The organism is Nonomuraea sp. NPDC051941, from assembly GCF_044593615.1.
In genome coordinates, this window is the sequence record NZ_JBIUCF010000008.1 from 241,412 (window position 1) to 262,878 (window position 21,467).

Annotated in this window: 18 protein-coding genes; 6 read left to right on the plus strand and 12 right to left on the minus strand. The window is 70.9% G+C overall.

The genetic code is table 11. The features are described from left to right. Positions 1-67: 67 nt before the first annotated feature. Together ACIHFD_RS16930 and ACIHFD_RS16935 are read left to right on the plus strand one after the other, a co-directional pair. Positions 68-1,978: a protein kinase gene (locus ACIHFD_RS16930; protein WP_397367648.1), complete on the plus strand. Its 1,911-nt coding sequence runs from the start codon at positions 68-70 to the stop codon at positions 1,976-1,978. Beyond that, positions 1,975-3,876, plus strand: a complete 1,902-nt coding sequence (locus ACIHFD_RS16935) for a serine/threonine protein kinase (protein WP_397367649.1) — start codon at positions 1,975-1,977, stop codon at positions 3,874-3,876. The genes ACIHFD_RS16930 and ACIHFD_RS16935 overlap by 4 nt, the downstream gene beginning before the upstream one ends. On the opposite strand, the gene ACIHFD_RS16940 is transcribed toward ACIHFD_RS16935, so the two are convergent. Beyond that, entirely contained in the window at positions 3,877-4,326 is a 450-nt protein-coding gene (locus ACIHFD_RS16940) for an Rrf2 family transcriptional regulator (protein ID WP_355372624.1), read from the minus strand. A 147-nt stretch (positions 4,327-4,473) separates the two neighbouring features. Between ACIHFD_RS16940 and ACIHFD_RS16945 the strand changes: the two genes are divergently transcribed. After that, positions 4,474-5,655, plus strand: coding sequence for an ROK family protein (locus tag ACIHFD_RS16945; protein ID WP_397367650.1), 1,182 nt, complete (start codon positions 4,474-4,476; stop codon positions 5,653-5,655). Between the two features lie 32 nt (positions 5,656-5,687). Here ACIHFD_RS16945 and ACIHFD_RS16950 read toward each other — a convergent pair whose 3' ends face one another. From ACIHFD_RS16950 to ACIHFD_RS16965, 4 genes are all read right to left on the minus strand, one after another. After that, positions 5,688-7,127 carry a glycoside hydrolase family 3 protein gene (locus ACIHFD_RS16950; RefSeq protein WP_397367651.1) on the minus strand — a complete coding sequence of 480 codons (1,440 nt, stop codon included), beginning with the start codon at positions 7,125-7,127 and terminating at the stop codon, positions 5,688-5,690. Positions 7,128-7,192: 65 nt separating this feature from the next. Further along, entirely contained in the window at positions 7,193-8,047 is an 855-nt protein-coding gene (locus tag ACIHFD_RS16955) for a carbohydrate ABC transporter permease (protein WP_363967612.1), read from the minus strand. Further along, positions 8,044-9,051, minus strand: a complete 1,008-nt coding sequence (locus tag ACIHFD_RS16960) for a carbohydrate ABC transporter permease (RefSeq protein ID WP_397367652.1) — start codon at positions 9,049-9,051, stop codon at positions 8,044-8,046. Before ACIHFD_RS16960 ends, ACIHFD_RS16955 begins: the two co-directional genes overlap by 4 nt. A 5-nt stretch (positions 9,052-9,056) precedes the next feature. Continuing rightward, entirely contained in the window at positions 9,057-10,382 is a 1,326-nt protein-coding gene (locus ACIHFD_RS16965; protein ID WP_397367654.1) for an extracellular solute-binding protein, read from the minus strand. 137 nt (positions 10,383-10,519) lie between these two features. On the opposite strand from ACIHFD_RS16965, the gene ACIHFD_RS16970 reads away from it, so the two are divergent. The 3 genes from ACIHFD_RS16970 to ACIHFD_RS16980 all read left to right on the plus strand — a co-directional run bounded on the left by ACIHFD_RS16970 (position 10,520) and on the right by ACIHFD_RS16980 (position 13,504). After that, positions 10,520-11,668 carry an ROK family protein gene (locus ACIHFD_RS16970; protein WP_397367655.1) on the plus strand — a complete coding sequence of 383 codons (1,149 nt, stop codon included), beginning with the start codon at positions 10,520-10,522 and terminating at the stop codon, positions 11,666-11,668. A 12-nt stretch (positions 11,669-11,680) separates the two neighbouring features. After that, positions 11,681-12,331: a M15 family metallopeptidase gene (locus ACIHFD_RS16975; RefSeq protein ID WP_397367656.1), complete on the plus strand. Its 651-nt coding sequence runs from the start codon at positions 11,681-11,683 to the stop codon at positions 12,329-12,331. Between the two features lie 87 nt (positions 12,332-12,418). Further along, positions 12,419-13,504 (plus strand): glutamate--cysteine ligase, encoded by a 1,086-nt coding sequence (locus tag ACIHFD_RS16980; RefSeq protein WP_397367657.1) that lies wholly within the window; start codon positions 12,419-12,421, stop codon positions 13,502-13,504. A 9-nt stretch (positions 13,505-13,513) separates the two neighbouring features. On the opposite strand, the gene ACIHFD_RS16985 is transcribed toward ACIHFD_RS16980, so the two are convergent. Genes ACIHFD_RS16985 through ACIHFD_RS17015 form a run of 7 tightly spaced genes read right to left on the minus strand, consistent with a single transcriptional unit; the run spans position 13,514 to position 21,378 of the window. Then, positions 13,514-14,254, minus strand: coding sequence for a sulfite exporter TauE/SafE family protein (locus tag ACIHFD_RS16985; RefSeq protein ID WP_397367658.1), 741 nt, complete (start codon positions 14,252-14,254; stop codon positions 13,514-13,516). Further along, positions 14,251-16,044 (minus strand): gamma-glutamyltransferase family protein, encoded by a 1,794-nt coding sequence (locus tag ACIHFD_RS16990; RefSeq protein WP_397367659.1) that lies wholly within the window; start codon positions 16,042-16,044, stop codon positions 14,251-14,253. Before ACIHFD_RS16990 ends, ACIHFD_RS16985 begins: the two co-directional genes overlap by 4 nt. Positions 16,045-16,055: 11 nt before the next feature. After that, a complete protein-coding gene (locus ACIHFD_RS16995; protein ID WP_350724777.1) occupies positions 16,056-17,024 on the minus strand; it encodes an oligopeptide/dipeptide ABC transporter ATP-binding protein in 969 nt (322 codons plus the stop codon). Further along, positions 17,021-17,986, minus strand: coding sequence for an ABC transporter ATP-binding protein (locus ACIHFD_RS17000; RefSeq protein WP_397367660.1), 966 nt, complete (start codon positions 17,984-17,986; stop codon positions 17,021-17,023). Before ACIHFD_RS17000 ends, ACIHFD_RS16995 begins: the two co-directional genes overlap by 4 nt. After that, positions 17,983-18,810, minus strand: coding sequence for an ABC transporter permease (locus ACIHFD_RS17005; protein WP_350724781.1), 828 nt, complete (start codon positions 18,808-18,810; stop codon positions 17,983-17,985). The genes ACIHFD_RS17000 and ACIHFD_RS17005 overlap by 4 nt, the downstream gene beginning before the upstream one ends. Further along, positions 18,803-19,762 (minus strand): ABC transporter permease, encoded by a 960-nt coding sequence (locus ACIHFD_RS17010; protein WP_364240163.1) that lies wholly within the window; start codon positions 19,760-19,762, stop codon positions 18,803-18,805. The genes ACIHFD_RS17005 and ACIHFD_RS17010 overlap by 8 nt, the downstream gene beginning before the upstream one ends. Continuing rightward, entirely contained in the window at positions 19,762-21,378 is a 1,617-nt protein-coding gene (locus ACIHFD_RS17015) for an ABC transporter substrate-binding protein (protein WP_397367661.1), read from the minus strand. The genes ACIHFD_RS17010 and ACIHFD_RS17015 overlap by 1 nt, the downstream gene beginning before the upstream one ends. Positions 21,379-21,467: the final 89 nt, after the last annotated feature.

Below are 21,467 nucleotides of genomic sequence, written 5' to 3' on the forward strand. Positions count from 1 at the left end.
TGCGTCGGGGCGGTGGGGGGATCATAATGACGGCGAGGAGTGGGCCTGGCGGAAGGCTGATCGCGGCATGCCGGAGATCACAGGTTTACGCGGGGGCGACCCCGCCGAGATCGGCGGATATCGGCTGACCGGCCGCCTGGGCTCCAGCGTGTACGCCGCACGCTCCCGCTCCGGGGAACCCGTGGCCGTCAGGCTGCTGCCGGCCGAGATGGAGCCCGAGCCCTTCCTCCTCGCCATGGAGCGTCAGCAGGCCGTCTCCGCGGTCACCACCGCGCAGATCCTGGCCACCGGCATGCTGGGCGAGCAGGCGTACGTCGTCAGCGAGTACGTCGAAGGGCCCGCGCTCGAAGAGGCCGGAGGCTTCCTCGGCGAGGTGGGGCTCCACCGGCTCGCCGTCGGGACCATCACGGCGCTGGTCGCGATCCATCAGGCAGGGCTCGTGCACGGCGACGTCCGGCCCGGCAACGTGCTGCTCGGCCCGGACGGGCCACGGGTGATCAACGCCGGGCTCGAGCAGGCGATGGCGGAGGCGGCCATCTCCACCCGCAAGGTCGCCGTGCCCGCGTACACCGCGCCCGAGCGGCTGCGGGGCGCGGGGGCCGAGCCGCCCGCGGACGTGTTCTCCTGGGCGGCCACCATGGTGTTCGCCGCGACCGGGTCGGCTCCGTTCGACGGCGGCTCCATGGCCGCGACGGTCGATCGGATCGTCCGCGACGCGCCCACGCTGCCCGGCAACCTGGGTGAGCTGCACGGCCTGATCGTGGCGTGCCTGGACAAGGATCCGGCGGGGCGGCCCAGCGCCAGCGCGGTGTTGTTACGGCTGGTGGGCCAGACGATGTTCCTGACCGGGCAGGCGGAGCCGCCCGCCCCGCAGCCACCGCCACCCGACCGGCCGAGGCGTGGGGGAAGAGGACCGGCCGCACTGGCCGCGGCGTTCGCGGCCGGGGCGGTGGTCTCAGGAGCCGGGGTGTACGTGCTGGTCGACGAACCGGCACCGGTCAGGCAGGCGGCCGCGACCACCAGTGCCACGCCGAGCACCACGCCCACGGTCACCTCCTCGCTGAACCAGGTGCCGGTGGAGAAGGTGGAGGCGAAGGCCGCCACGGACACCAAGCTCCCGGCGGTCGGCGCGACCCTGCACGAGAACCCCAAGGACCCCGTCAGGCTGACGGCCTACCTGGAGGTCGCCGGCAAGTTCACCAGCTACGTCAGGGACAGGTCGGGTGCCTTCAAGGCCGTCGGCCTGGCCGAGGAGCCGATGGTCTCGCCCGACGGCGACTGGGTCGCGCTCAACCCGTGGCTGAAGTTCCAGAACGCGGAGATGGACCAGGTGAAGTTCACCAGGCTGTCCACCGGCGAGAGCTTCACCGTCGCCACGGTCAAGAAGCCCCTGCGGACCATGATCCCGGCCTGGTCGCGCGACGGGCGCAGGCTGCTGCTCTCGGTCGTCGACGACGGCAAGCCGCAGCGGATCGTGGGCTTCGTGCTGGTCGACGTGGCCGCCAGGAAGGCCGTGCACGTCGAGACGGCCTTCACCGACAACGCCTCGCTCAACTTCACCTTCACCCCCGACGGCAGGATCGCCAAGGCCTACTTCGACGGCAAGACCAACGGGATCGACTTCTACAGCGACTCAGGTGAGGTGACCAGGTCGATGCACTGGGTGGGCCTGCCGCGTGACCGCGACTGGTACTCGCCGTCGGGCAAGCAGTTCGTCACCGTCTGCCCGAGCGGCCGCAAGGACCTGTGCGTCTGGAACGCCGCGACCGGCGTCAGGCTGAAAACGGTGCCCCGCGCCACCTCGGAGGGCAACCTGCTCGGCTGGTTCAGCGAGTCGCACCTGCTGGTGCAGGAGCCGGGCAAGAAGAAGGGCACGGCCCAGGTCAAGGTCATCGATCTGCTCGGTGACACCGTCCGCGTGCTCGCCGACGTGCTCCCGCTCAAGGCCTCGATGCAGTTCGCCGCCGCGCCGCGATGACGAGAGCGCTGAGCGCCGGTGACCCCGCCCAGGTGGGCGGGTACCGCATCGTGGGCCGGCTCGGCGAGGGCGGTCAGGGGGTGGTCTACCTCGGTGAGGCGGACGGCGGACGGCGGGTCGCGGTCAAGATGCTGGGGGCCGGGCTGGACGACCCCGACGCGCGGACGCGCTTTCAGCAGGAGATCGGGTACGCGCGCCGGGTCAAGGCGTTCTGCACCGCCCAGGTGCTGGCCAGCGGCGAGCTGAACGGCAGCCCGTACGTGGTGAGCGAGTTCGTCGACGGGCCCTCGCTGGCGGAGATGATCCGAGAACGCGGCGCGCTGCGCGGAGCGGAGCTGCGCAGGCTCGCCATCGGCACGCTGACCGCGCTGTCGGCCATCCACCAGGCGGGCGTGGTGCACAGGGACTTCAAGCCCGGCAACGTGCTGCTCAGCAGGGACGGGCCACGGGTGATCGACTTCGGCATCTCCAGGGCGCTGGGGGAGTCGGAGCTGGCGGGGGAGCACCTGGTGGGGACGCCGCCGTACATGGCTCCCGAGCAGTTCGGCGGGCGGGCGGCGGGGCCGGCGGCCGACATGTTCGCCTGGGGCTCGACCATGGTGGCCGCCGCGACGGGCACCCCGCCGTTCGGGGCGGGCGACGTGCCCGCGCTGATCAACCGGATCCTGTACGCCGAGCCCGACCTGGGCGGTCTTGACGAGGAGCTGCGGGACCTGGTGGCGCGGTGCCTGGTCAAGGCTCCGGAGGCCCGCCCCACCGCGGCCCGGGCGCTGCTCGGACTGCTCGGCCACCACGTGCCGGAGCAGCGGCTCCTGGCCGAAGGGCAGCAGTCGGCGGCACCGCCTCCCGGCCGAGCGCCGGGCCGCCGGTGGTGGCTCGTCGCCGGGGCCGTGACCGCCGCCGTGGCCGTGACGGCGGCCGTGCTGCTCACCCGGCCCGCCCCGCCGCCTGTCGGCACGGGCACCCCCACGCTGATCGCCGCGCCCCTGCCCGCCCCGCGCGAGGGCCGGATGGAGCTCACCTCGACGGCGAAGGTGAAGATCCCCGACACCAAGATCACGCTGTACGAGAACCCGGCCGACCCGATCTGGGTCTCGTCGTACCACGACCAGCGCGACGACAGCGGCTACCCGTCCTACGTGCGGGACCCGTCGAACGGGACCTTCGGCTACTTCGGGGGCTTCGAGGAGCCGATCGTCTCGCCCGGCGGCGGCTACGTGGCCTCGCTCTCGGCCACCCGCTTCCGCACGCCGGACTTCGAGTCCGTCCGGATACGCGACCGCGTCACCGGCCAGGACCGGCAGATCCGTACCGTCGACAAACCCGCCACGCTGTTCCGCCCGAACTGGTCGGCCGACGGGCGCCGGTGGCTGGCCACCGTCATCGAGGATCAGGAACAGGACCGCGTGGTGGGCTTCGCGGTGGTGGACGCTGTCGCGGGCACGGTCAAAATCACCAAGGTCGCCGGCGGGAACGACGTCAGGTTCGGGTGGGGCGCGGACGGCAAGAGCGTGCTGTACGAGATGCCCGGCGGGGCCGTGCGGGTGCTCGATCTCGAAGGCAGGGCGTTGCGGACGTTCATGGGGGTGGGCGAGCTTTACGAAGGCGGCGTGGCCCGCACCACGCTCGGATCAATCTTTTCCACTAAATGCCCTGATATTTCGGCAAATGTCTGTTTCTGGGATGCGGAGAGCGGCGCCAAAAAGGGCGTGGCCCGGCTGCCGAAGGGCGGCGCCTACCACGGGTGGCTCGACGACGCCCACTTCCTGGCCACCACGCCCGTCGGCAAGAACACCGACGTGGTCCTCGCGGATGCCACCGGCCGCACCGTGCGCAAGCTGGCCGCCGGGCCCAAGACCGAGATCGCCCGGGTGGTGCTCTGGTTCACCCGGAAGTGATCAGTCCCAGGCGGCCGGGTCGGCGGCGAGCTGGCGGACCCGCTCGGGCAACGCCCCGGAGGCGACCTGGTCGAGCGTGACCTCCTCCAGGATGGCACGCTCGGTGGCACGCAACGCGATCCACACCTGCTGCAACGACTCGGCGGGCCCCCGGTAGCCGACATGCTCGGGCCGCTCGCCGCGCACATTGGCCAGCGGGCCGTCCACGGCCCTGATCACATCGGCCAGCGAGATGTCGGTGGCGGGCCTGGCCAGCACGTAGCCACCCTCGGGCCCACGCTGCCCGCGCACGAGCCCGGCACGCCGCATCTGCAACAGGATGTTCTCCAGGTATTTGGGCGGCATGTCCTGTTCCTTGGCGAGTTCGCCCACGGTAGTCGGCCCTGCACCGGCTGCGGCGAGTTCGGCGGCGGCACGGAGGGCGTAGTCGACACGAGCGGAAAGGCGCATGTTCTCGATTATCCCCCCTGGTCAACACTGGTTAGGCGCAAGCTCGTCAGAACGGGCACCCGATCCGAATGCACGCGATGGTGAGAGCGCTAAACTTCCAACAACCTTTTCGATAACAGCGGTTCTCATGAGACGGCGGAATTCAGCGTGGAGCGACGCCCTGGTGTGCCCAGACTGCTCAGGGAGATCAACGACCGGGCCGCGCTGGACCTGTTGCTCGCCACAGGCCCCATGACCCGTGGCCAGATCGGCGATCTGACCGGCCTGTCCAAGGTCACGGCCTCGCAGACGCTGGCCAGGCTGGAGGAGCGCGGCCTGGTCGAGGTGGTCGGCGCCCAGGCCGGCGGGCGGGGGCCCAACGCGGCGCTCTACTCGGTGATCCCCTCCAGCGCGTACGTGGCCGGTCTCGAGGTCGGGCCCGAGTTGATCTCCACCGCGGTGGCCGACATCCACGGCCACACGATCGCCGAGGTCACGGTCGACCCCGGCGGCCACGACGACCCCGTCTCGGTGGTCCACGGCGCGATCGTCAAGGCCTGCCGCAGCGCCAAGATCAGCCTCTCCAAGCTGCGCGGCGTCGTGATCGGCACTCCCGGCGTGGTCGATCCGCGCAGCGGCGACGTGCGCTTCTCGTTCGACCTGCCGGGCTGGCACGAGGGCATCCATGAGGCCCTGGCCGGCGACCTGCGGCGCGCGGTCGCCATCGAGAACGACGTCAACCTCGCCGCCATCGCCGAGCGGGCCGACGGGGCGGCCAAGGGGCTCGACGACTTCGTCCTGCTGTGGTCCAGCCGTGGCCTGGGCCTGGCGATCATGCTCGGCGGCAAGCTGCACCGGGGCCGCTCCGGCAGCGCGGGCGAGATCGGCTACCTGCCGGTGCCCGGCGTGCCGCTGCCCGAGGACATCCGCACCGAGCCCGGGCGGCTGCCCTCGCTGGCGGGCGGCCTGCAGTCGCTGGTCAGCGCCGAGGCGGTGGCGGAGCTGGCCCAGACGTACGGGTTCGCGGCCGGCAGCGCGGGCGAGTGCGTCAAGGTCGCGATGGCGGCGGGCGCCCAGGGCGAGCCGCTGCTCGACGAGATCGCCAACCGGCTCGCCCTGGGCGTCGCCGCCGTGTGCGTGATCCTCGACCCCGGGCTGGTCGTGCTGGCCGGGGAGATCGGCCACGCCGGCGGACCCGCGCTCACGTCCCGGGTGGAGGAGGCGGTGGCCAGGATCTGCCCGGTGCGCCCCCAGGTCGTCACCACGAAGATCACCGACGCCAACCCGGTGCTGCGCGGCGCCGTGCTGGCCGCCCTCGACCAGGCCCGCGAGGAACTGCTGGCGCCTTAGACCGTGAGCGTCCCGACCGGGCCCGCGAGGAGCTAGGCCGTGAGCAGTTCGATCGCGGCCTGGGCGTTGGCCCGGGCGGCCCCGTACGTGGCGATGTAGGCGGCGCTGTCGGGGCGCCACACGGGCAGCCCCATCTCGATCACCGTCGCGTCCGGACGGGCCGCCACCAGCGCGGAGACCAGTTCCTGGCTCGCCTGGTGGCGGTGCGCGTCCTTGACCACCACGACCAGGGACCGGTTCACGGCCTTGGCCAGCAGGTCAGGGATGTCGGCGGCCGCGGGCTTGACCCGGACGATCTCCGCGTCCGGCAGCCACGGGCCCACGCCCCACGGCACGTCGCCCACGGCGATCGTCGGCGGGGTGTCCACCTCGATCACCAGGGGCTCGACCAGGGGCTCCGTCGCTCCGGTCAGCCGCACGGCGCGGCGCGCGGCGTGCAGGCCGACCACGTTCTGCTCGGCGGCGACGGGCGCGGGCGCCCCGAACCAGGCCCGCAGCGCCGCCACCCGCGCCGCCGCCTCCTCCAGCCGGGAGAGCGGCAGCCGCCCCTCGCGCACCGCGGAGACGATCTCCGCGATGATGGCCTGGACGTCGTCGTAGGTCGGCAGCGGCCCGAGGCACAGCAGGTCGGCCCCGGCGGCGAGCGTCAGCACCGCACCGCCGGCCAGGCCCACGCTCCTGGTGATCGCCCGCATGTCGAGCGCGTCGGTGATGACCACGCCGTCGTAGCCGAGCTCGCCCCTGAGGAGCCCGGTGAGCGCGGCACTGGACAGCGTGGCGGGCGTCTCGCCCGTCACCGCCGGCACCGCGACGTGCGCGGTCATCACCGACCTGGCCCCCGCGCCGACCGCCGCGCGGAACGGGGCCAGCTCCCGCTCCCGCAGCACGTCCAGGTCCACGTCCACGACGGGGATCGCCAGGTGGGAGTCCACCCGGGTGGCGCCGTGGCCGGGGAAGTGCTTGACGCAGGCGGCCACGTTCACCGACTGCAGGCCCTCCACGGCCGCCACTGTGTGCCTGGCGACCAGCTCCGGGCCGGGCCCGAAGGACCTGGTGCCGATCACCGGGTTGTCGGCCTCGGTGTTGACGTCGGCGCTGGGCGCCATGTCCAGGTTGATGCCGCAGGCGGCCAGCTCCGAGCCGATCGCGCGGTAGACCCGGCGGGTCAGCTCGACGTCGTCCACCGCGCCCAGCGCCGCGTTCCCCGGGTACGGGCTGCCGACGTGGTACGCCAGCCGCGTCACGTCGCCGCCCTCCTCGTCCAGCGAGATGACGGGCTCACCGGCGCCCCGCAGCGCGGACGTCAGGTCGCTCACCTGGCCGGGATCGGCCACGTTGAAGCCGAAGAGCGTCACGCCGCCCAGGCCCTGCTCCAGCTCGCGCAGCACCCATTCGGGCGCCATGGTGCCCTGGAAGGCGACGAGCAGCGTGCCGGCCGCGAGACGGCGCAGCCCCCGATCACTCTGACTCATAGCTCCTCATCGGATTTCAGGCCCAAAGATGGGCAGGGTCGAATACGGCATTCGCCCTGCGGATGTCAGCCCTTCACGGCCCCGGCGACCAGGCCGGAGACCATGCGGCGTTGTACGAAAAGGAAGAAGATGACGACCGGGATGGTCATCATCGTGGAGCTGGCCATGATGGCGCCCCAGTCGGTGCCCTTCTGCCCGAAGAAGTACTGCAGGGCCACTGGCATCGTGTACTTGGTCGGGTCGTTGATCAGGTACAGCGCCATGATCAGCTCGTTCCACGCGGTGATGAACGAGAAGATGCTGGTCGCGACCAGACCCGGGGCCACCAGCGGGAAGAGCACCTTCCAGAAGGTGGTGAACCGGCTCGCGCCGTCGATCCAGGCCGCCTCCTCCAGCGACTTGGGCACGGCGGCCACGAACGTGCGCAGCATCCAGATCCCGAACGGCAGCGTCAGCGCGACCTGCGTCACGATCAGACCGAGCAACTGGTCATAGAGGCCCAGCCGCTTGACGCCGAGGAACAGCGGGATGAGCAGCGCCTCGGCCGGGATCATCTGCGCGACGAGCAGCAGGCTCAGGAACGCCGTGCGCCCCTTGAACCGGAACCGGGCCACCGCGGTGGCCGACAGCAGCGCGAAGACCGCGCCGATCAGGACCGTCCCGAGCGCGACGATGGCGCTGTTGCGCATGTAGAGCCAGATCGAGTGCCCGGCCACGCCGTCGGTGAGCACCCGCGTGATGTGCTCGAAGGTGAAGTGCGTGGGGAACGGGATGAATTCGGTGGTGAAGATCTGGTCGTTCGCCTTGAAGCCGGTGGAGACCATCCAGTAGACGGGGAAGACGGCGACCAGGAAGACCAGCACGCCTGCCGCGTTGAGCGTGGCCTTGCCCAGGCGCCTGCGGGCCTGCGGGCTCTTCACAGCTCCTCCTGCTTGAACATCTGGCGGATGTAGGCCGCGGTGACGATGAGCAGGATCACGGTCAGGACCACCGCGATGGCCGCGCCCGATCCCATCTTCGGCGGGGCCTTGAACGCCTCGGTCACCGCGTACATCGACAGGTTGTAGGCCTCCCGGTTGGTGGTGCCGGCCAGCACGTACAGCTGGGAGAAGACCTTGAAGTCCCAGATGATCGAGAGCACGGTCAGCACCGCGAACACCGGCTTGAGCAGCGGGAAGGTGATCTTCCTGAACGTGCGCCAGGCGCCGGAGCCGTCCACCTTGGCCGCCTCGTACAGCTCGGCCGGGATGCCCTTGAGGCCGGCCAGCACCGAGACCGCGATGAAGGGGAAGCCCGCCCAGACGACGCAGACGATCAGCGCCATGTAGATGGACCAGGCGTCGTTGAGCCACGGCTGACCGGTCCAGTCGGCCCGTCCGAACAGGGCGTTGGAGAGCCCGTCGGGCAGCAGGTTGAGCGCCCAGTTGACGATGCCGGCCTCGGCGTCGAAGAGCGAGCGCCAGATCATGCCCTGCGCCACCGGCGGGACCGCCCAGGCGAACATGATGCCGATGATGACGAACAGCGACATCTTCTTGCCGAGCCGGTGCAGCAGGACGCCGACGGCGGTGCCGAGGATCAGCGTGAGCGGCACCGCGATCACCGCGAACACCAGCGTGTTGCGCAGCGAGGACCAGAAGATGTCGTTCTCGAAGACCTTGGTGAAGTTCTCGAGCCCGACCCAGGTGGCCGGCTTCTTGCCCGAGATCTGGACGAGTCCCACCTTCTGGAAGGAGATGATCACCATCTGGATCAGCGGCCACAGCAGCAGCGCGCCGATGACCAGCAGTCCCGGGATCAGCAGGACGTAGGGGATCGACCAGGCGGGCAGCCCGCTGGCCCGCGGTGGCCGGTGTGAGCGGCGCCGCCCCGGGGTGGAGGCGCGGCCTCCGCCCCGGGGGGCGAGCGTTGACGTGTTCGTCACAGGACTCAGGAGGCGTTGAGGATGTCTTCGAGTTCCTTGTTGGCAGCGGCCAGCGCGTCATCCGCGCTCGCCTTGCCCTCGATGACCTTGCGGGCCGCGTTCTGCAGCACCGCCTTGGTCTCGTTGGCCTCCGTCCACTGCGGGTCGGCGGGGAAGGCCTTGGCCTTGGCGAAGGCGGCGGCGAACGGCGCCTGCGCGGGGTCGCTGGACAGCGCGGCGAGGGCCTCGGGGTAGACGGGGAGCAGGCCGCCGTCGGTGGCGTACTTGACGCCCCACTGCTTGTTGGAGGCCAGCTTCACGAACTCCTTGGCCGCGTCCTTCTCCTTCGCGGAGCCCCAGACGGCGATGTCGTTGCCGCCGAGGAAGGACTGCGCCTCGCCGCCCGCCTTGGACGGGAGCGGGAAGAAGGCCAGCTTGTCACCCTTGAGCTTGCCCTTGCTGTCCTCCGCGATCCCCGGCAGGTCCCACGACGCGGTCAGGTACATGCCGACCTTGTTGTTGGCGAAGCGGGTGCGGATCTCGGTGGTGTTCTGGTTGAGTCGCGACTTGCTGGACAGGCCGTCGGTCACCAGGCTGGTGTACTGGGCGAAGCCCTCCTTGAAGCCGGGGTCGGTGAGCTTGCCGACCCACTTCTCGCCCTCCTTGGCGGCGTAGTCGCCGCCGGCGGTCCAGGCGAGGGCGCCGAGCAGGTGGTTGGCGTCGGAGCCGCCGTTGAAGGCGAAGCCGTCCACGTCCTTGCCCTTCTTGGCCTGGATCTTCTTGGCGGCCGCCACGAGCTCGTCCCAGGTCTTGGGAATCTCGATCTTGAGCTCCTTGAACCAGTCGGCGCGGTAGAGCACCGCCCGGCTGCCGCCGCCCCACGGTACGGCGTACGTCTCGCCGTCGATGGTCTCCAGCCCCATGAGGTTCTTGGGGATCTGGGCCTGGTCGCCGCCCGCCACGATGTCGGTGATCGGCTCCAGGGCCTCCTGGCTCTGCCACAGCGGCACCTGGTCGTTGCCGATCTCCGTCACGTCAGGGCCGGTGCCGCCGGCGGCCGCGGCCGTGAACTTGTCGTTGACCTGCGGCCAAGGGATCCACTCGACGTTCACCTTGGCGCCGGTCTCCTTCTCGAACTCGGCGACCAGCTCGTCGGTGTACTTCTGCGCGGCGGGGTTGGTGTCCCCGAGTCGCCAGAACGTCAGCGTCTTGCCGGCGTACTTGGGGCCGCTGCTGGCGGGTGCGGCGGCGCTTGGTGAGGACGAGGGGGTCTCGCTCGAGCCACAGGCGGCCAGACCCAGGGCCAGCGCGGCCGTGCTGACCGTAGCGGCTGTGATCTTCGCGATCCTCACAGGGTTCTCCCTTCCCGGGTGCCGGCCTACGGTCCGCACCAGGCTGATCGTCAAATGTCGAACAACGCTGCTAAACTAACAAGAAACTTTCTTAAAAGAAACGCCCGTTAGCCATTCGTGACGAGAGGGGTGCGGTAATGAGTCGAAGCCCGGGAGTCCCCCGGCTGCTGCGCAGGTTGAACGATCGCGCGGCACTCGAACTCCTCCTGATGGACGGCCCGCTCACCCGGGCCGAGCTGGGGGAAAGGACCGGGCTCTCCAAGGTAACCGCAGGTCAGCTGCTCGCTCGCCTGGAGGAGCGGGGGCTGGTCGAGGTCGCGGGGGAGCGCGCCGGGGGCAGGGGGCCGCACGCCGCCCTGTACGCCGTCGTTCCCTCCAGCGCGTACGTCGCCGGGCTCGAGGTCCTGCCCGACAGCCTCAAGGTCGCTGTGGCGGACATCACAGGCAGGGTGGTCGTGGAGATCACGCTCAACCCGTCCGACGGCCGCGACCCGGTCAAGGCGGTCCACGAGGCGGTGCAGCGCGCCTGCGACACGGCGAACGTCAGCCTGTCGCGGCTGCGCGCGTTCGTCATCGGCACCAGGGGCGTGGTCGACCCGATCACGGGTGACGTGCGCTGGTCGTACGACCTGCCGGACTGGCACGTCGGCGTGCTGGCCAGCCTGCGCGAGACGCTCGGCGCGTCCGTCACCATCGAGAACGACGTCAACCTCGTCGCCCTCGCCGAGCACAAGTACGGCGCGGCCGTCGGCCACGACGACTTCGTGGTGATCTGGGCCGGCGTCGGCCAGGGCCTCGGCGTCATGCTGGGCGGCAGGCTGCACCGGGGCATCAGCGGGGGAGCGGGCGAGATCGGCTGGCTGCCGGTCCCCGGCGAGCCGCTGCCGACCGACGTCTCGGAGCCGCAGTCGGGCTCGTTCCAGCGCCTGGTGGGCCACGACGCGCTGCGCGGCCTGGCCGACCGGCACGGCGTGACCGGCAGGACGGTGCCCGACCTGGTGCGCGGCGGCGACGAGGGCTACCTGGACGAGGTGGCGGGACGGCTGGCCGTGGGCGCGGCGGCGGTGACCGTCGTGCTCGATCCCGGGCTGATCGTGCTCAGCGGCGACATCGGCCGGGCGGGTGGCGCGCGGCTGGCCGCCAAGGTGCAGGAGGCGGTGGCCCGCGTCTGCCCCAGCCGGCCGACCGTGGTGACGACCCAGGTCGCGGGCAACCCCGTGCTGCGCGGGGCGCTGGTGGCCGCTCTGGAGCAGGCCCGGGAGCAGGTCTTCTCCGATACTGTGTGAGAATTTCTGCTCATGTGGCTGTCCCCCAACGATGTCGTGCTCATCTCCGACCCCAGGGTGACCGCGCTTCCCGTGCGCGAGTGCGGCGAGCCGCTGGCCGACGTGCGCGGTCGGCTGCGGGTCGACACGCGGCTGGCCGACGACGAGGGCGCGTACGCGCACCTGCGCTCCGGCCTGCTCGACCGGCTGGAGCGGGCCGAGCGTTCGCTGCCCGAGGGGTTCCACCTGCTGATCGTCGAGGGCTACCGGCCCATCGCCACCCAGCGGCGGATCTTCGAGACGTACCGGGCGGAGCTCCACACCACATTCCCCGAAATTTCCCCCGACGAGTCATATATCGCGGCGAGTCGGTACGTGTCCCCGGTCGAGGTCGCCCCCCACACCGCCGGCGCCGCCGTGGACCTGACCCTGTGCGACCCCGACGGCGTCGAGTACGACATGGGCACCCAGGTCAACGACAACCCGGAGCAGAGCGACGGCGCCTGCTATACGGCCGCCCCCAATATCTCCTCCGACGCCCGCGCCCACCGCAAGCTCCTCGCCGCCGCCCTGGAGCCCACCGGCCTGGTCAACTACCCCACCGAGTGGTGGCACTGGTCGTACGGCGACCGTTATTGGGCCATGTCCACGGGATTTGCCCACGCCCTCTACGGGCCCATCTGAGCAATCGTTTGCTCCAGGGGTTTTCCCCTGGGCGTGCGCCGGGCACAACCTTCAGTCGGAGGTTTGGACTCCCAGCGAGGTGTGGGTATGGTTCCGTTGATCGGGATCGAAGAGGAATACCTCGTAGTCGATCCCCGCACCCGCCACGTGGCTCCCCGAGCGGCCGATGTCCTGGCCGCGGCGACGGATGTGCTCGACGTGGTGCAAGAAATCACGCGTTTCCAGGTGGAGGCTCGCACGCCGCCCTCCGCCGACCTCAGCGAGCTCGGCTCGCAACTGCGTTCCGCGCGGCAGGAGGTGGCCTCCGCCGCCCGTTCGTGCGGACTGGCCGTCGTCGCGAGCGGCATCCCCGTGCTGGGGAACGTCATGCCGCCGCCGCTCGCCGACGACGATCGCTATCACCAAGGGAGGACGCTCTATCGCGCACTTCATGACGAGATCAGCATCTGCGCCCTGCACGTGCACGTGGACGTGCCCGACGAGGAGCATGCCGTCTACGTCGGCAACCACCTGCGTCCCTGGCTGCCCACGCTGATCGCGCTGGCCGCCAACTCGCCGTTCTTCGTGGGCCGCGACACCGGCTACGCGTCCTGGCGGGTGATCAGCTGGGGTCGCTGGCCGGTGTCCGGCGCGCCGCCGTACTTCCCGTCGTTCGGCGACTACGAGCTGGCGGTGCGGGCGCTCACGGACTCGGGCGTGCTGCTCGACGCCAAGACGGTCTACTGGGACGCCAGGCCGTCGTCCCGGCTGCCCACGGTCGAGATCAGGGTGGCCGACGTGCCGCTCGACGTGAGCGACAGTCTCACCCTGATCGGGCTCATCCGCGCGCTGGTGGTGACCGCGCTGGCCGCGGTGGAGCGGGGTGACCGTGGGCTGCCGATCCCGGCGGAGGTGCTGCGCGCCGCCTACTGGCGCGCGGCCCGCTATGGGCTGACGGGCGACAGCATGGACGTGCGGCACGGCGCCCTCGTGCCCGCGCCGGTGATGGCGGGCCGCCTCCTGGAGCACGTACGCCCGGCGCTGGCGGAGGCCGGCGACCTGACGTTCGTCCAGGAGGGGCTGGACCGGCTGCTGCGGAAGGGCTCGGGAGCCATGCGCCAGCGCCGGGTGCACGCCAGGGGCCACGACCTGGCCGACGTGGTGGACGACCTCATCGAGGCCACCGTCGCGTAGCGATACCGCCTAACGCAAGGCAAGCGCCACGGCCACACCCAGGCCGAACGCGACAACGACGCCGCGCAGGACCTTGGCCGACATGAGTTTGGCCAGACGCGTGCCCAGGAACCCGCCGACCAGGCTGGCCGGCGCGATCACCGCCACGGCCTGCCACTGCACGGGACCGAACAGGGAGAACGCCACGACCGACACCGTGCTGATCATCAGCGCGAGCGTGGCCCGCACGGCGTTCACCCGATGCAGGTTGTCGTGCAGGAACATGCCGAGCACCGTCAGGAGCAGTACACCCATTCCGCCGTTGAAGTAGGCGCCGTAACAGCCGCCCAGGAAGACCCCGGCGTACACCAGCTTGCTGGGCGGCCCGTCGGCCTCACCGCCGAAGAGCCTGCGCAGCCACGGCTGGGCCAGCAGCGCCAGGCTGGCGAAGGCCACCAGCCACGGCACCAGCGACTCGAACAGCCGGCCGGGCGTGAGCAGCAGCAACGCGCTGCCCACGCCCGCGCCCAGCACGGTCGTGATCGACAACGCCGCCGCCCGGCGCCGCTGGCCGCGCAGCTCGGCCCGGTAGCCGAGCACGCCGCCCAGGTAGCCGGGCCACAGCGCCACCGCGTTGGTCACGGACGCGGTCAGACTCGGATAACCCAGCGCCAGCAGCGCGGGGAACGAGATGAGCGTCCCGCCGCCCGCCAGCGCGTTCACCACACCGGCCAGCAGACCGGCGCCCAGCATGAACAGGAGATCCGTCATCGGCCGACTGCGTAGCCCTGGGCGCCGCGCGGGTTGGCGGCGGCCTTGAGGAACTCGCCGTCACGGGCGACGGCGCTGAGCCTGCCGAGCGTCCACGAGCCCTGCACCTCGACCTCGTGCCCGCGCCGCCGCAGCTCCGCCGGCACGCCCGCGTCCACCCGGTCCTCGACGTGCAGCACGCCGGGACGGGAGCCGCGCGGGAAGAACGAGCTGGGGAAGTGCTCGGAGTGGAACATGGGGGCGTCGATGGCCTCCTGCAGGTTCAGCCCGCCGTGGACGACCGCGAGGAAGAAGTTCAGGCTCCACTGGTCCTGCTGGTCGCCGCCGGGAGTGCCGAACGCCAGCCACGGCCTGCCGTCCCTGAGCGCGAACGACGGCGTCAGCGTGGTGCGCGGACGCGTGCCAGGGCGCAGCGAGGCGGGCAGCCCGTCCTGCAGCCAGAACATCTGAGCCCTGGTGCCCAGGCAGAAGCCCAGCTCGGGGATGGTGGGGGAGCTCTGCAGCCAGCCGCCGCTGGGGGTGGCGGAGACCATGTTGCCGTACCGGTCCACGACGTCGAGGTGGCAGGTGTCACCCTTCACCGTGCCGTCGCGGGCCACGGTCGGCTCGCCGACGCCCTGCGGGGAGCGCGCGCCGGAGATGCCGGGGGCGTCGCTCGCCGTTCCGGGCGCGGGGTAGTCGGGCAGCCTGGGGGCGCGGCCGCCCGGGGAGCCGGGCCGCAGCTCGAAGCTGGCCTGCGCGCCTATGAGCTTGCGCCGCTCGGCGTTGTAGGCCTCGCTGAGCAGGTCGGACACGGGCACGTCGGTGTCGCCGTACCAGGCCTCGCGGTCGGCGAAGGCGAGCTTGGCGGCCTCCGTCACCGTGTGCACGTAGTCGGCGCCGAGGAACTCCATCCCGTCCAGGTCGAAGCCCTGAAGGAGCGCGAGTTGCTGCAGGAACACCGGCCCCTGCCCCCACGGCCGCGTCTTGTAGACGGTGTGGCCGCGGTAGTCGAAGGCGAGCGGCTCCTCGACCGAGGCCGACCACCGGGCCAGGTCGTCGCCGGTGAGCAGCCCGCCGTGCGCCTCGCCGCTGCTGTCCCGCCAGGCCGTCTTGGCGCAGAACTCGGCGATCGCCTCGGCCACGAACCCCTCGTACCAGGCGCGGCGGGCGGCGTCGAGCTGTCCTTCGCGGGTGCTCGACGCGGCCTCGGCCTCGGCGACCACCCGCCGGTAGGTGGCCGCCAGCACCGGGTTGGCCAGCTTCGACCCCGCCGCCGGGACCCGGCCGCCGGGCAGCCAGGTCGCCGCCGACGTCGGCCAGTCGTCGTTGAACAGCCCTTCGACCGACTCGATCGTGGCCGCGATGCGCTCCAGCACCGGCACCCCGTGCTCGGCGTAGTGGATCGCGGGGGCCAGCACGTCGGCCAGCGACCAGGTGCCCCAGCGCTCCAGCATGAGCATCCAGCCGCCGAACGCGCCCGGCACGGTGGCCGCCAGCAGCCCCGTGCCGGGCACGATGTCCAGGCCCAGCCCGGTGTAGCGCTCGACGGTGGCCGCGGCCGGCGCCACGCCCTGCCCGCACACCACGGACACCTTCTGCTCGTCCTCGCTCCACAGCAGGATCGGCACCTCGCCGCCGGGGCCGTTCAGGTGCGGCTCGGCGACCTGGAGCACGAACCCGGCGGCCACCGCCGCGTCGAAGGCGTTGCCGCCGCGTTCGAGCACGCCCATGCCGGTGGCCGAGGCCAGCCAGTGCGTGCTGGCGACCATGCCGAAGTCGCCCGTCAGCTCGGGCCTGGTGGTGAACAAGATCTCTCCTTCTACAGATTGGCGGCCGCGTCGGGAATGCGGTCCACCGTGACAAGATGACACGCGGCCGGATGGCCGTTGCCGCGAGGATCCCGAAGCAGCGGCTCCTCGGTACGGCAGGCGTCGTACGCCAGCGGGCACCGCGTGTGGAACCGGCACCCGGACGGCGGGTCGACCGGGCTGGGGACGTCCCCGCCGAGCACGATCCTGCGCCGCTCCCGCTGCCGGACCGGATCGGGCACCGGCGCCGCCGACAGCAGGGCCTGCGTGTACGGGTGCCGCGGCGCGGCGAAGATCTCGGCCGTCGGGCCGGACTCGACGATCTTGCCCAGGTACATGACGGCGATCCGGTCGGCGAGAAACTCCACCACCGACAGGTCATGCGTGATGAACAGGCACGAGAACCCCATGTCCCGCTGCAGGTCCGTGATCAGGTTGAGCACCGACGCCTGCACCGACACGTCCAGCGCCGACACCGGCTCGTCCGCCACGACCAGCTTGGGCTCCAGGATCAGCGCCCTGGCCAGCCCGACCCGCTGCCGCTGCCCGCCGGACAGCTCGTGCGGGAACCGGGAACGCATCTCCTGCCGCAGCCCCACCTTCTCCAGCATGGCGGACACGCGTCCGGAGACCTCGCGCCGGTCGGCCACCTTGTGCCGCAGCAGCGGCTCGGCGACGATCTGCCCGATCGTGAAACGCGGGTTGAGCGAGGAGTAGGGGTCCTGGAAGACCATGTGGACGTCCCTGCGCAGCGGGCGCATGGCCCGGCGCGACAGGTGGGTGATGTCGCGGCCGTCCAGCTCGATGGCCCCCGAGGTGGGCTCGGTCAGGCGCAGCACGCACTTGCCGACCGTGGACTTGCCGCTGCCCGACTCGCCGACCAGGCCGAGCACCTCGCCCTGGGCGAGCTCCAGCGACAGGCCGTCCACGGCGCGTACCTGGCCGTAGTGCTTGACCAGGTTGTCGATCCGCAGGATCACTGCTTGCCTCCCGGGTGGAAACAGGCCGCCAGATGGCCGTCCGCGTGCCGTTCGAGCGGGGGTCTGGCCGCGCGGCAGTCGTCCTGGGCACGCGGGCAGCGGGCCTGGAACGCGCACTCGTCGGGATCCGACAGCGGCGAGGGCACCATGCCGGGGATCTCGGCCAGGCGGCCGTCGACCGCCGCGGACGGGAGCGCGTTCATCAGGCCCAGCGTGTACGGGTGCCGCGGGTTCGCGAACAACTCGGCCACCGGGGCCTGCTCGACGGCGCGCCCGGCGTACATGACCACGGCCCGGTCGGCGATGTCGGCCACCACGCCCAGGTCGTGCGTGATGAGGATGATCGCCGTGCCGAGCCGGTCGCGCAGGTCGCGGAAGACGTCCAGCACGCCCGCCTGGATCGTCACGTCGAGCGCCGTGGTGGGCTCGTCGGCGATCAGCACCCGGGGCGAGCAGGCCACCGCGATCGCGATCATCACGCGCTGGCGCATGCCGCCGGAGAGCTGGTGCGGGTACTCCTTCATGCGTCGCTGCGGCGCCGGGATGCCGACTAGCTCCAGCAGCTCGACGGCGCGGCTCCTGGCGGCCTGGCGCGAGAGGCGCTCGTGCCTGCGCAGCACCTCGCTGATCTGGTAACCGACGCTGAACGACGGGTTCAGCGAGGTCATCGGCTCCTGGAAGACGACCGAGACGTCCTTGCCGCGTACGTGCCGCAGGTCCGCCTCGGGGAGCGTGGTGAGCTCGCGCCCGTCCAGCTTGACCGAGCCGGACAGCCGGGTCGTCTCGGGCGGCAGCAGCCTGGGCACCGACATCGCGGTGACCGACTTGCCGCAGCCGGACTCGCCGCACAGTGCCAGGATCTCGCCTTCGTCCAGCGTGAGCGAGATGTCCCTGACCGCCTGCACCAGGCCGTCCTCGGTGTCGAAGCCGACCCGCAGGTCGGTGATCTCCAGCAGGCTCATCGGCCGCTCCTCGGGTCCAGAACGTCCCGCAGCCCGTCGCCCAGCAGGTTGAAGCCGAGCGTGGCCAGCGCGATCATGATCCCGGGCCAGACGGCCAGCCAGGGGGCGTCGCTCAGATACTGCTGCGCGGTCGTCAGCATCACGCCCCACGAGGGCGTGGGCGGCTGCACGCCAAGCCCCAGGAACGACAGCGTGGCCTCGCCGATGATCGCCCCCGGGATCGCCACGGTGGCCTGCACGATGAGCGGGTTGAGGCAGTTCGGGAGCACGTAACGGAAGATGAGGTGCCCGTCGCCCGCGCCGTCGGCGACGGCCGCGGCCACGTAGTCCATCTCCCTGACCGCCAGCACCTCGCCACGGGTGATCCTGATGACGGCGGGCAGCTGCGAGAAGCCCAGCGCGAACACCACGCCCTTCAGCGAGGGCCCGATGATCGCCGCCAGGCCCACCGCGAACACCAGGAACGGGAACGCCAGCGTCACGTCCACCAGCCGCATCACGACCGGGTCGAGCCAGCGCCGGTAGAACCCGGCGACCAGGCCGATCGGGATGCCCACGACCATCGCCAGCAGCGTGGAGAGCACGCCGGCCTGCAACGACACCTGCGCGCCGTGCGCGATCCTGGCGAACGCGTCGCGGCCCAGGTCGTCGGTGCCCATCGGGTGCGCGCCCGACGGGGGCGCGAGCGTGGCCAGGTAGTCCTGCGCGGTGGGGTCGCCGGTCACCAGCGGTCCGATCAGCGCCAGCAGCACGAACGCGACCACCAGCACCAGCCCGGCCATCGGCATCGGGCGCCTCTTGAAACGCCGCCACAGCCTAGTCATTCGCGCCCCCCGACAGCCTGATCCGGGGGTTGAGGAACGCGTACACGATGTCGACCAGCAGGTTGACCAGCACGTACCCGATGACCGTGATCAGCACGACGGCCTGGATGACGGGGTAGTTCCTGGTCAGCACCGCGTCCACGGTCAGCTTGCCGAACCCGGGGATCACGAAGATCTGCTCGGTCACCACCGCGCCGCTGATCAGCGCGCCGAGTTGGAGGCCGAGCACCGTGACCACCGTCGTCAGGCTGTTGCGCAGCGCGTGCGCGCCCACGACCTTGACCTCGGACAGGCCCTTCGACCTGGCGGTCCGGACGTAGTCGGCCGAGAGCGCGCCGAGCATGGCCGAGCGGGTCTGCCGCATGAGGATGGCGGCGAAGCCGGTGCCGAGCACGAGGGCGGGCAGGATCATGCGCTGGAGGTTCTGGCCGGGGTCCTGGGTGAAGGGGACGTACCCGGAGGCGGGCAGGACCCGCCAGGTGACCGCGAACAGCAGGATGCCGAGCAGACCGAGCCAGAAGTGCGGCACCGACAGTCCGGCCAGGCCGAACCCGGTGGCCAGGTAGTCGGCGAGCCGGCCGCGCCGGACGGCCGCGACGATGCCCGCGCCCACCCCGACGACGATCGCGACCAGCATGGCCAGGGCCGACAGCTCCAGCGTCACCGGCAGCCGCTCGGCGATGATGTCGATCACCGGGAGCTGGTCCTGCGTGGAGCGGCCGAGGTTGCCGGTCAGGGTCTGGCCGACGTAGTCGAGGTACTGGGCGGGCAGCGGCTTGTCCAGGCCGAACTCGTGCCGGATGGCCTCGATCACGGCGGGCGAGGCCTCCTCGCCCGCCATGACCGTGGCCGGGTCCCCGGGCAGCGCCCTGATCCCGAGGAAGATCAGGACGCTGGCCAGGAACAGCACGATCACGGCCGATCCGCAGCGCCGGAGGATGAACCAGAGCATTACGCGGTGAACCCGGCGGTGACGAAGCGCGGCAGGCCGTCCTTGAAGTACTGGACGCCGGCCACGTTCTTGCTCATGCCCAGGTAGTACTTGTTGTGGTACAGGTACAGGACGCCTCTCACCTCGGCGGCCTTCTTCAGGGCGCCCGCGTAGAGCTCGGCCCGCTTGACCGGGTCCGACTCGGCGGCGGCCTGCTTGATCGGGTCGTCGATGCCCGGGTCGGACATGCCGCTGTAGTTGTTGCTGCCGCGGCTGGTGATGAGGTTCGTGAGGTTGCCGTCCGGGTCGACGCGGCCCGACCAGCCGTTCAGCAGGACGTCGAACTTGCCGGACTTGCCCTGCTCGAGCGTGCTGACGAACTCGGCGGTCTGCACGCTCACGTTGAAGCCCGCCTCCTTGGTCATCTGCTGGATGACCTGCGCGAGGCGCACGTTGGTGGCGTCGTTCGGGCTGGTGAGCGTGACCGGGATCGGCGTCTGCACGCCGGACGCCTGCACCAGTTGCTTGGCCTTGGCCAGGTCACGCGCCGGGCACTGCAGGTCCTTGGCGCGGTACGGGCTGTCCACCGGCACGGGGAAGCAGTCCACCTCGTGCAGGCCGTTGTAGACGGTCTTGTTGATCACGTCGCGGTCGAGGGCCAGTTCGAACGCCTCGCGCAGCTGCGGGCTCTTGGCCAGCGCCGTGTTCACCGTGCCGGGCTTCTCGGTGGAGCCGCCGGCGTTGCCGGTGTTGATCGTGATGCCGTAGTAGCCGAGGCCGCCACCGGACACGACCTTGAGGTTGGGGTCGCTCTGCACGCCCTTGACCGTGGTGGTGGCGAGGTTGTCGCCCACCTGGACGTCGCCGGACTTCAGGTTCGCGGCCCGTACGTTCGGGTCCACGATGATTTTGTATACGAGCTTGTCGAGCTTGACCTTGGCCGCGTCGTAGTAGTCGGGGGCCTTCTCCAGCACGATCTGGCTGCCGGACGTACGGCTCGCGAACTTGAACGGCCCGACGCAGACCGGGCTCGCCCCGAAGTTGTCGTTTCCCGCGTCCAGGGCCTTGGGCGACATGATCATGCCGGCGCGGTCGGCGAGCTGCGCGGTCAGCGGCGTGAACGCCTGCGTCAGCGTGAGCTTGACCGTTGTGGGGTCGACCACGGTCACCTTGGACACCGCCGCCAGGTCGGCCTGGCGCGCGGACTTCTCCCAGGTGCGGTGCCGGTCCAGCGACTTCTTGACCGCCTCGGCGTCGAACGCCGTGCCGTCGTTGAACTTCACGCCCTCGCGTAGCTTGATCGTCACCTCCTTGCCGCCGCCGGAGACCTCGGGCAAGGCACTGGCCAGCTGCGGGACCAGGCTCGACTGCGCGTCGATGTCGAAGAGCTTCTCGCACATGTTCGCGAACACCTCGCGACCCACCAGCGTGGTCGAGATGCTCGGGTCGAGCGCGTCGGGGTCGGCGCTGAGCGCCACGTTGAGCGTGCCGCCCGCCTTGACCGGCCGGTTGTCGGCCGAGGCGTCGGCTATGGAGGGAGGAGCTGCGGGGGTGCCGCTCGATCCGCCTCCGCCGCAAGCTGTCAGGGCAAGGGGGAGAACGGCGAGCGCCGCGACGAGCCTGGGGGACGGTCTCATGGGGCCTCCGTTGAAAGGTTTAGGAGACTGTATACAAGACCTCACATTTCACTGGTGTTTCCTGACCCTGTGTTGTTATCTGAGTGTTT

What these genes read in the sequence shown, in the direction of transcription:
- ACIHFD_RS16930 (WP_397367648.1), top strand. Translation starts at nt 68, where the DNA reads ATGCCGGAGATCACAGGTTTACGCGGGGGCGACCCCGCCGAGATCGGC.
- ACIHFD_RS16970 (WP_397367655.1), top strand. Translation starts at nt 10,520, where the DNA reads ATGAGTCGAAGCCCGGGAGTCCCCCGGCTGCTGCGCAGGTTGAACGAT.
- ACIHFD_RS17005 (WP_350724781.1), bottom strand. Translation starts at nt 18,810, where the DNA reads ATGACTAGGCTGTGGCGGCGTTTCAAGAGGCGCCCGATGCCGATGGCC.
- ACIHFD_RS16975 (WP_397367656.1), top strand. Translation starts at nt 11,681, where the DNA reads ATGTGGCTGTCCCCCAACGATGTCGTGCTCATCTCCGACCCCAGGGTG.
- ACIHFD_RS17015 (WP_397367661.1), bottom strand. Translation starts at nt 21,378, where the DNA reads ATGAGACCGTCCCCCAGGCTCGTCGCGGCGCTCGCCGTTCTCCCCCTT.
- ACIHFD_RS17010 (WP_364240163.1), bottom strand. Translation starts at nt 19,762, where the DNA reads ATGCTCTGGTTCATCCTCCGGCGCTGCGGATCGGCCGTGATCGTGCTG.
- ACIHFD_RS16950 (WP_397367651.1), bottom strand. Translation starts at nt 7,127, where the DNA reads ATGAGTCAGAGTGATCGGGGGCTGCGCCGTCTCGCGGCCGGCACGCTG.
- ACIHFD_RS16940 (WP_355372624.1), bottom strand. Translation starts at nt 4,326, where the DNA reads ATGCGCCTTTCCGCTCGTGTCGACTACGCCCTCCGTGCCGCCGCCGAA.
- ACIHFD_RS17000 (WP_397367660.1), bottom strand. Translation starts at nt 17,986, where the DNA reads ATGAGCCTGCTGGAGATCACCGACCTGCGGGTCGGCTTCGACACCGAG.
- ACIHFD_RS16935 (WP_397367649.1), top strand. Translation starts at nt 1,975, where the DNA reads ATGACGAGAGCGCTGAGCGCCGGTGACCCCGCCCAGGTGGGCGGGTAC.
- ACIHFD_RS16980 (WP_397367657.1), top strand. Translation starts at nt 12,419, where the DNA reads ATGGTTCCGTTGATCGGGATCGAAGAGGAATACCTCGTAGTCGATCCC.
- ACIHFD_RS16985 (WP_397367658.1), bottom strand. Translation starts at nt 14,254, where the DNA reads ATGACGGATCTCCTGTTCATGCTGGGCGCCGGTCTGCTGGCCGGTGTG.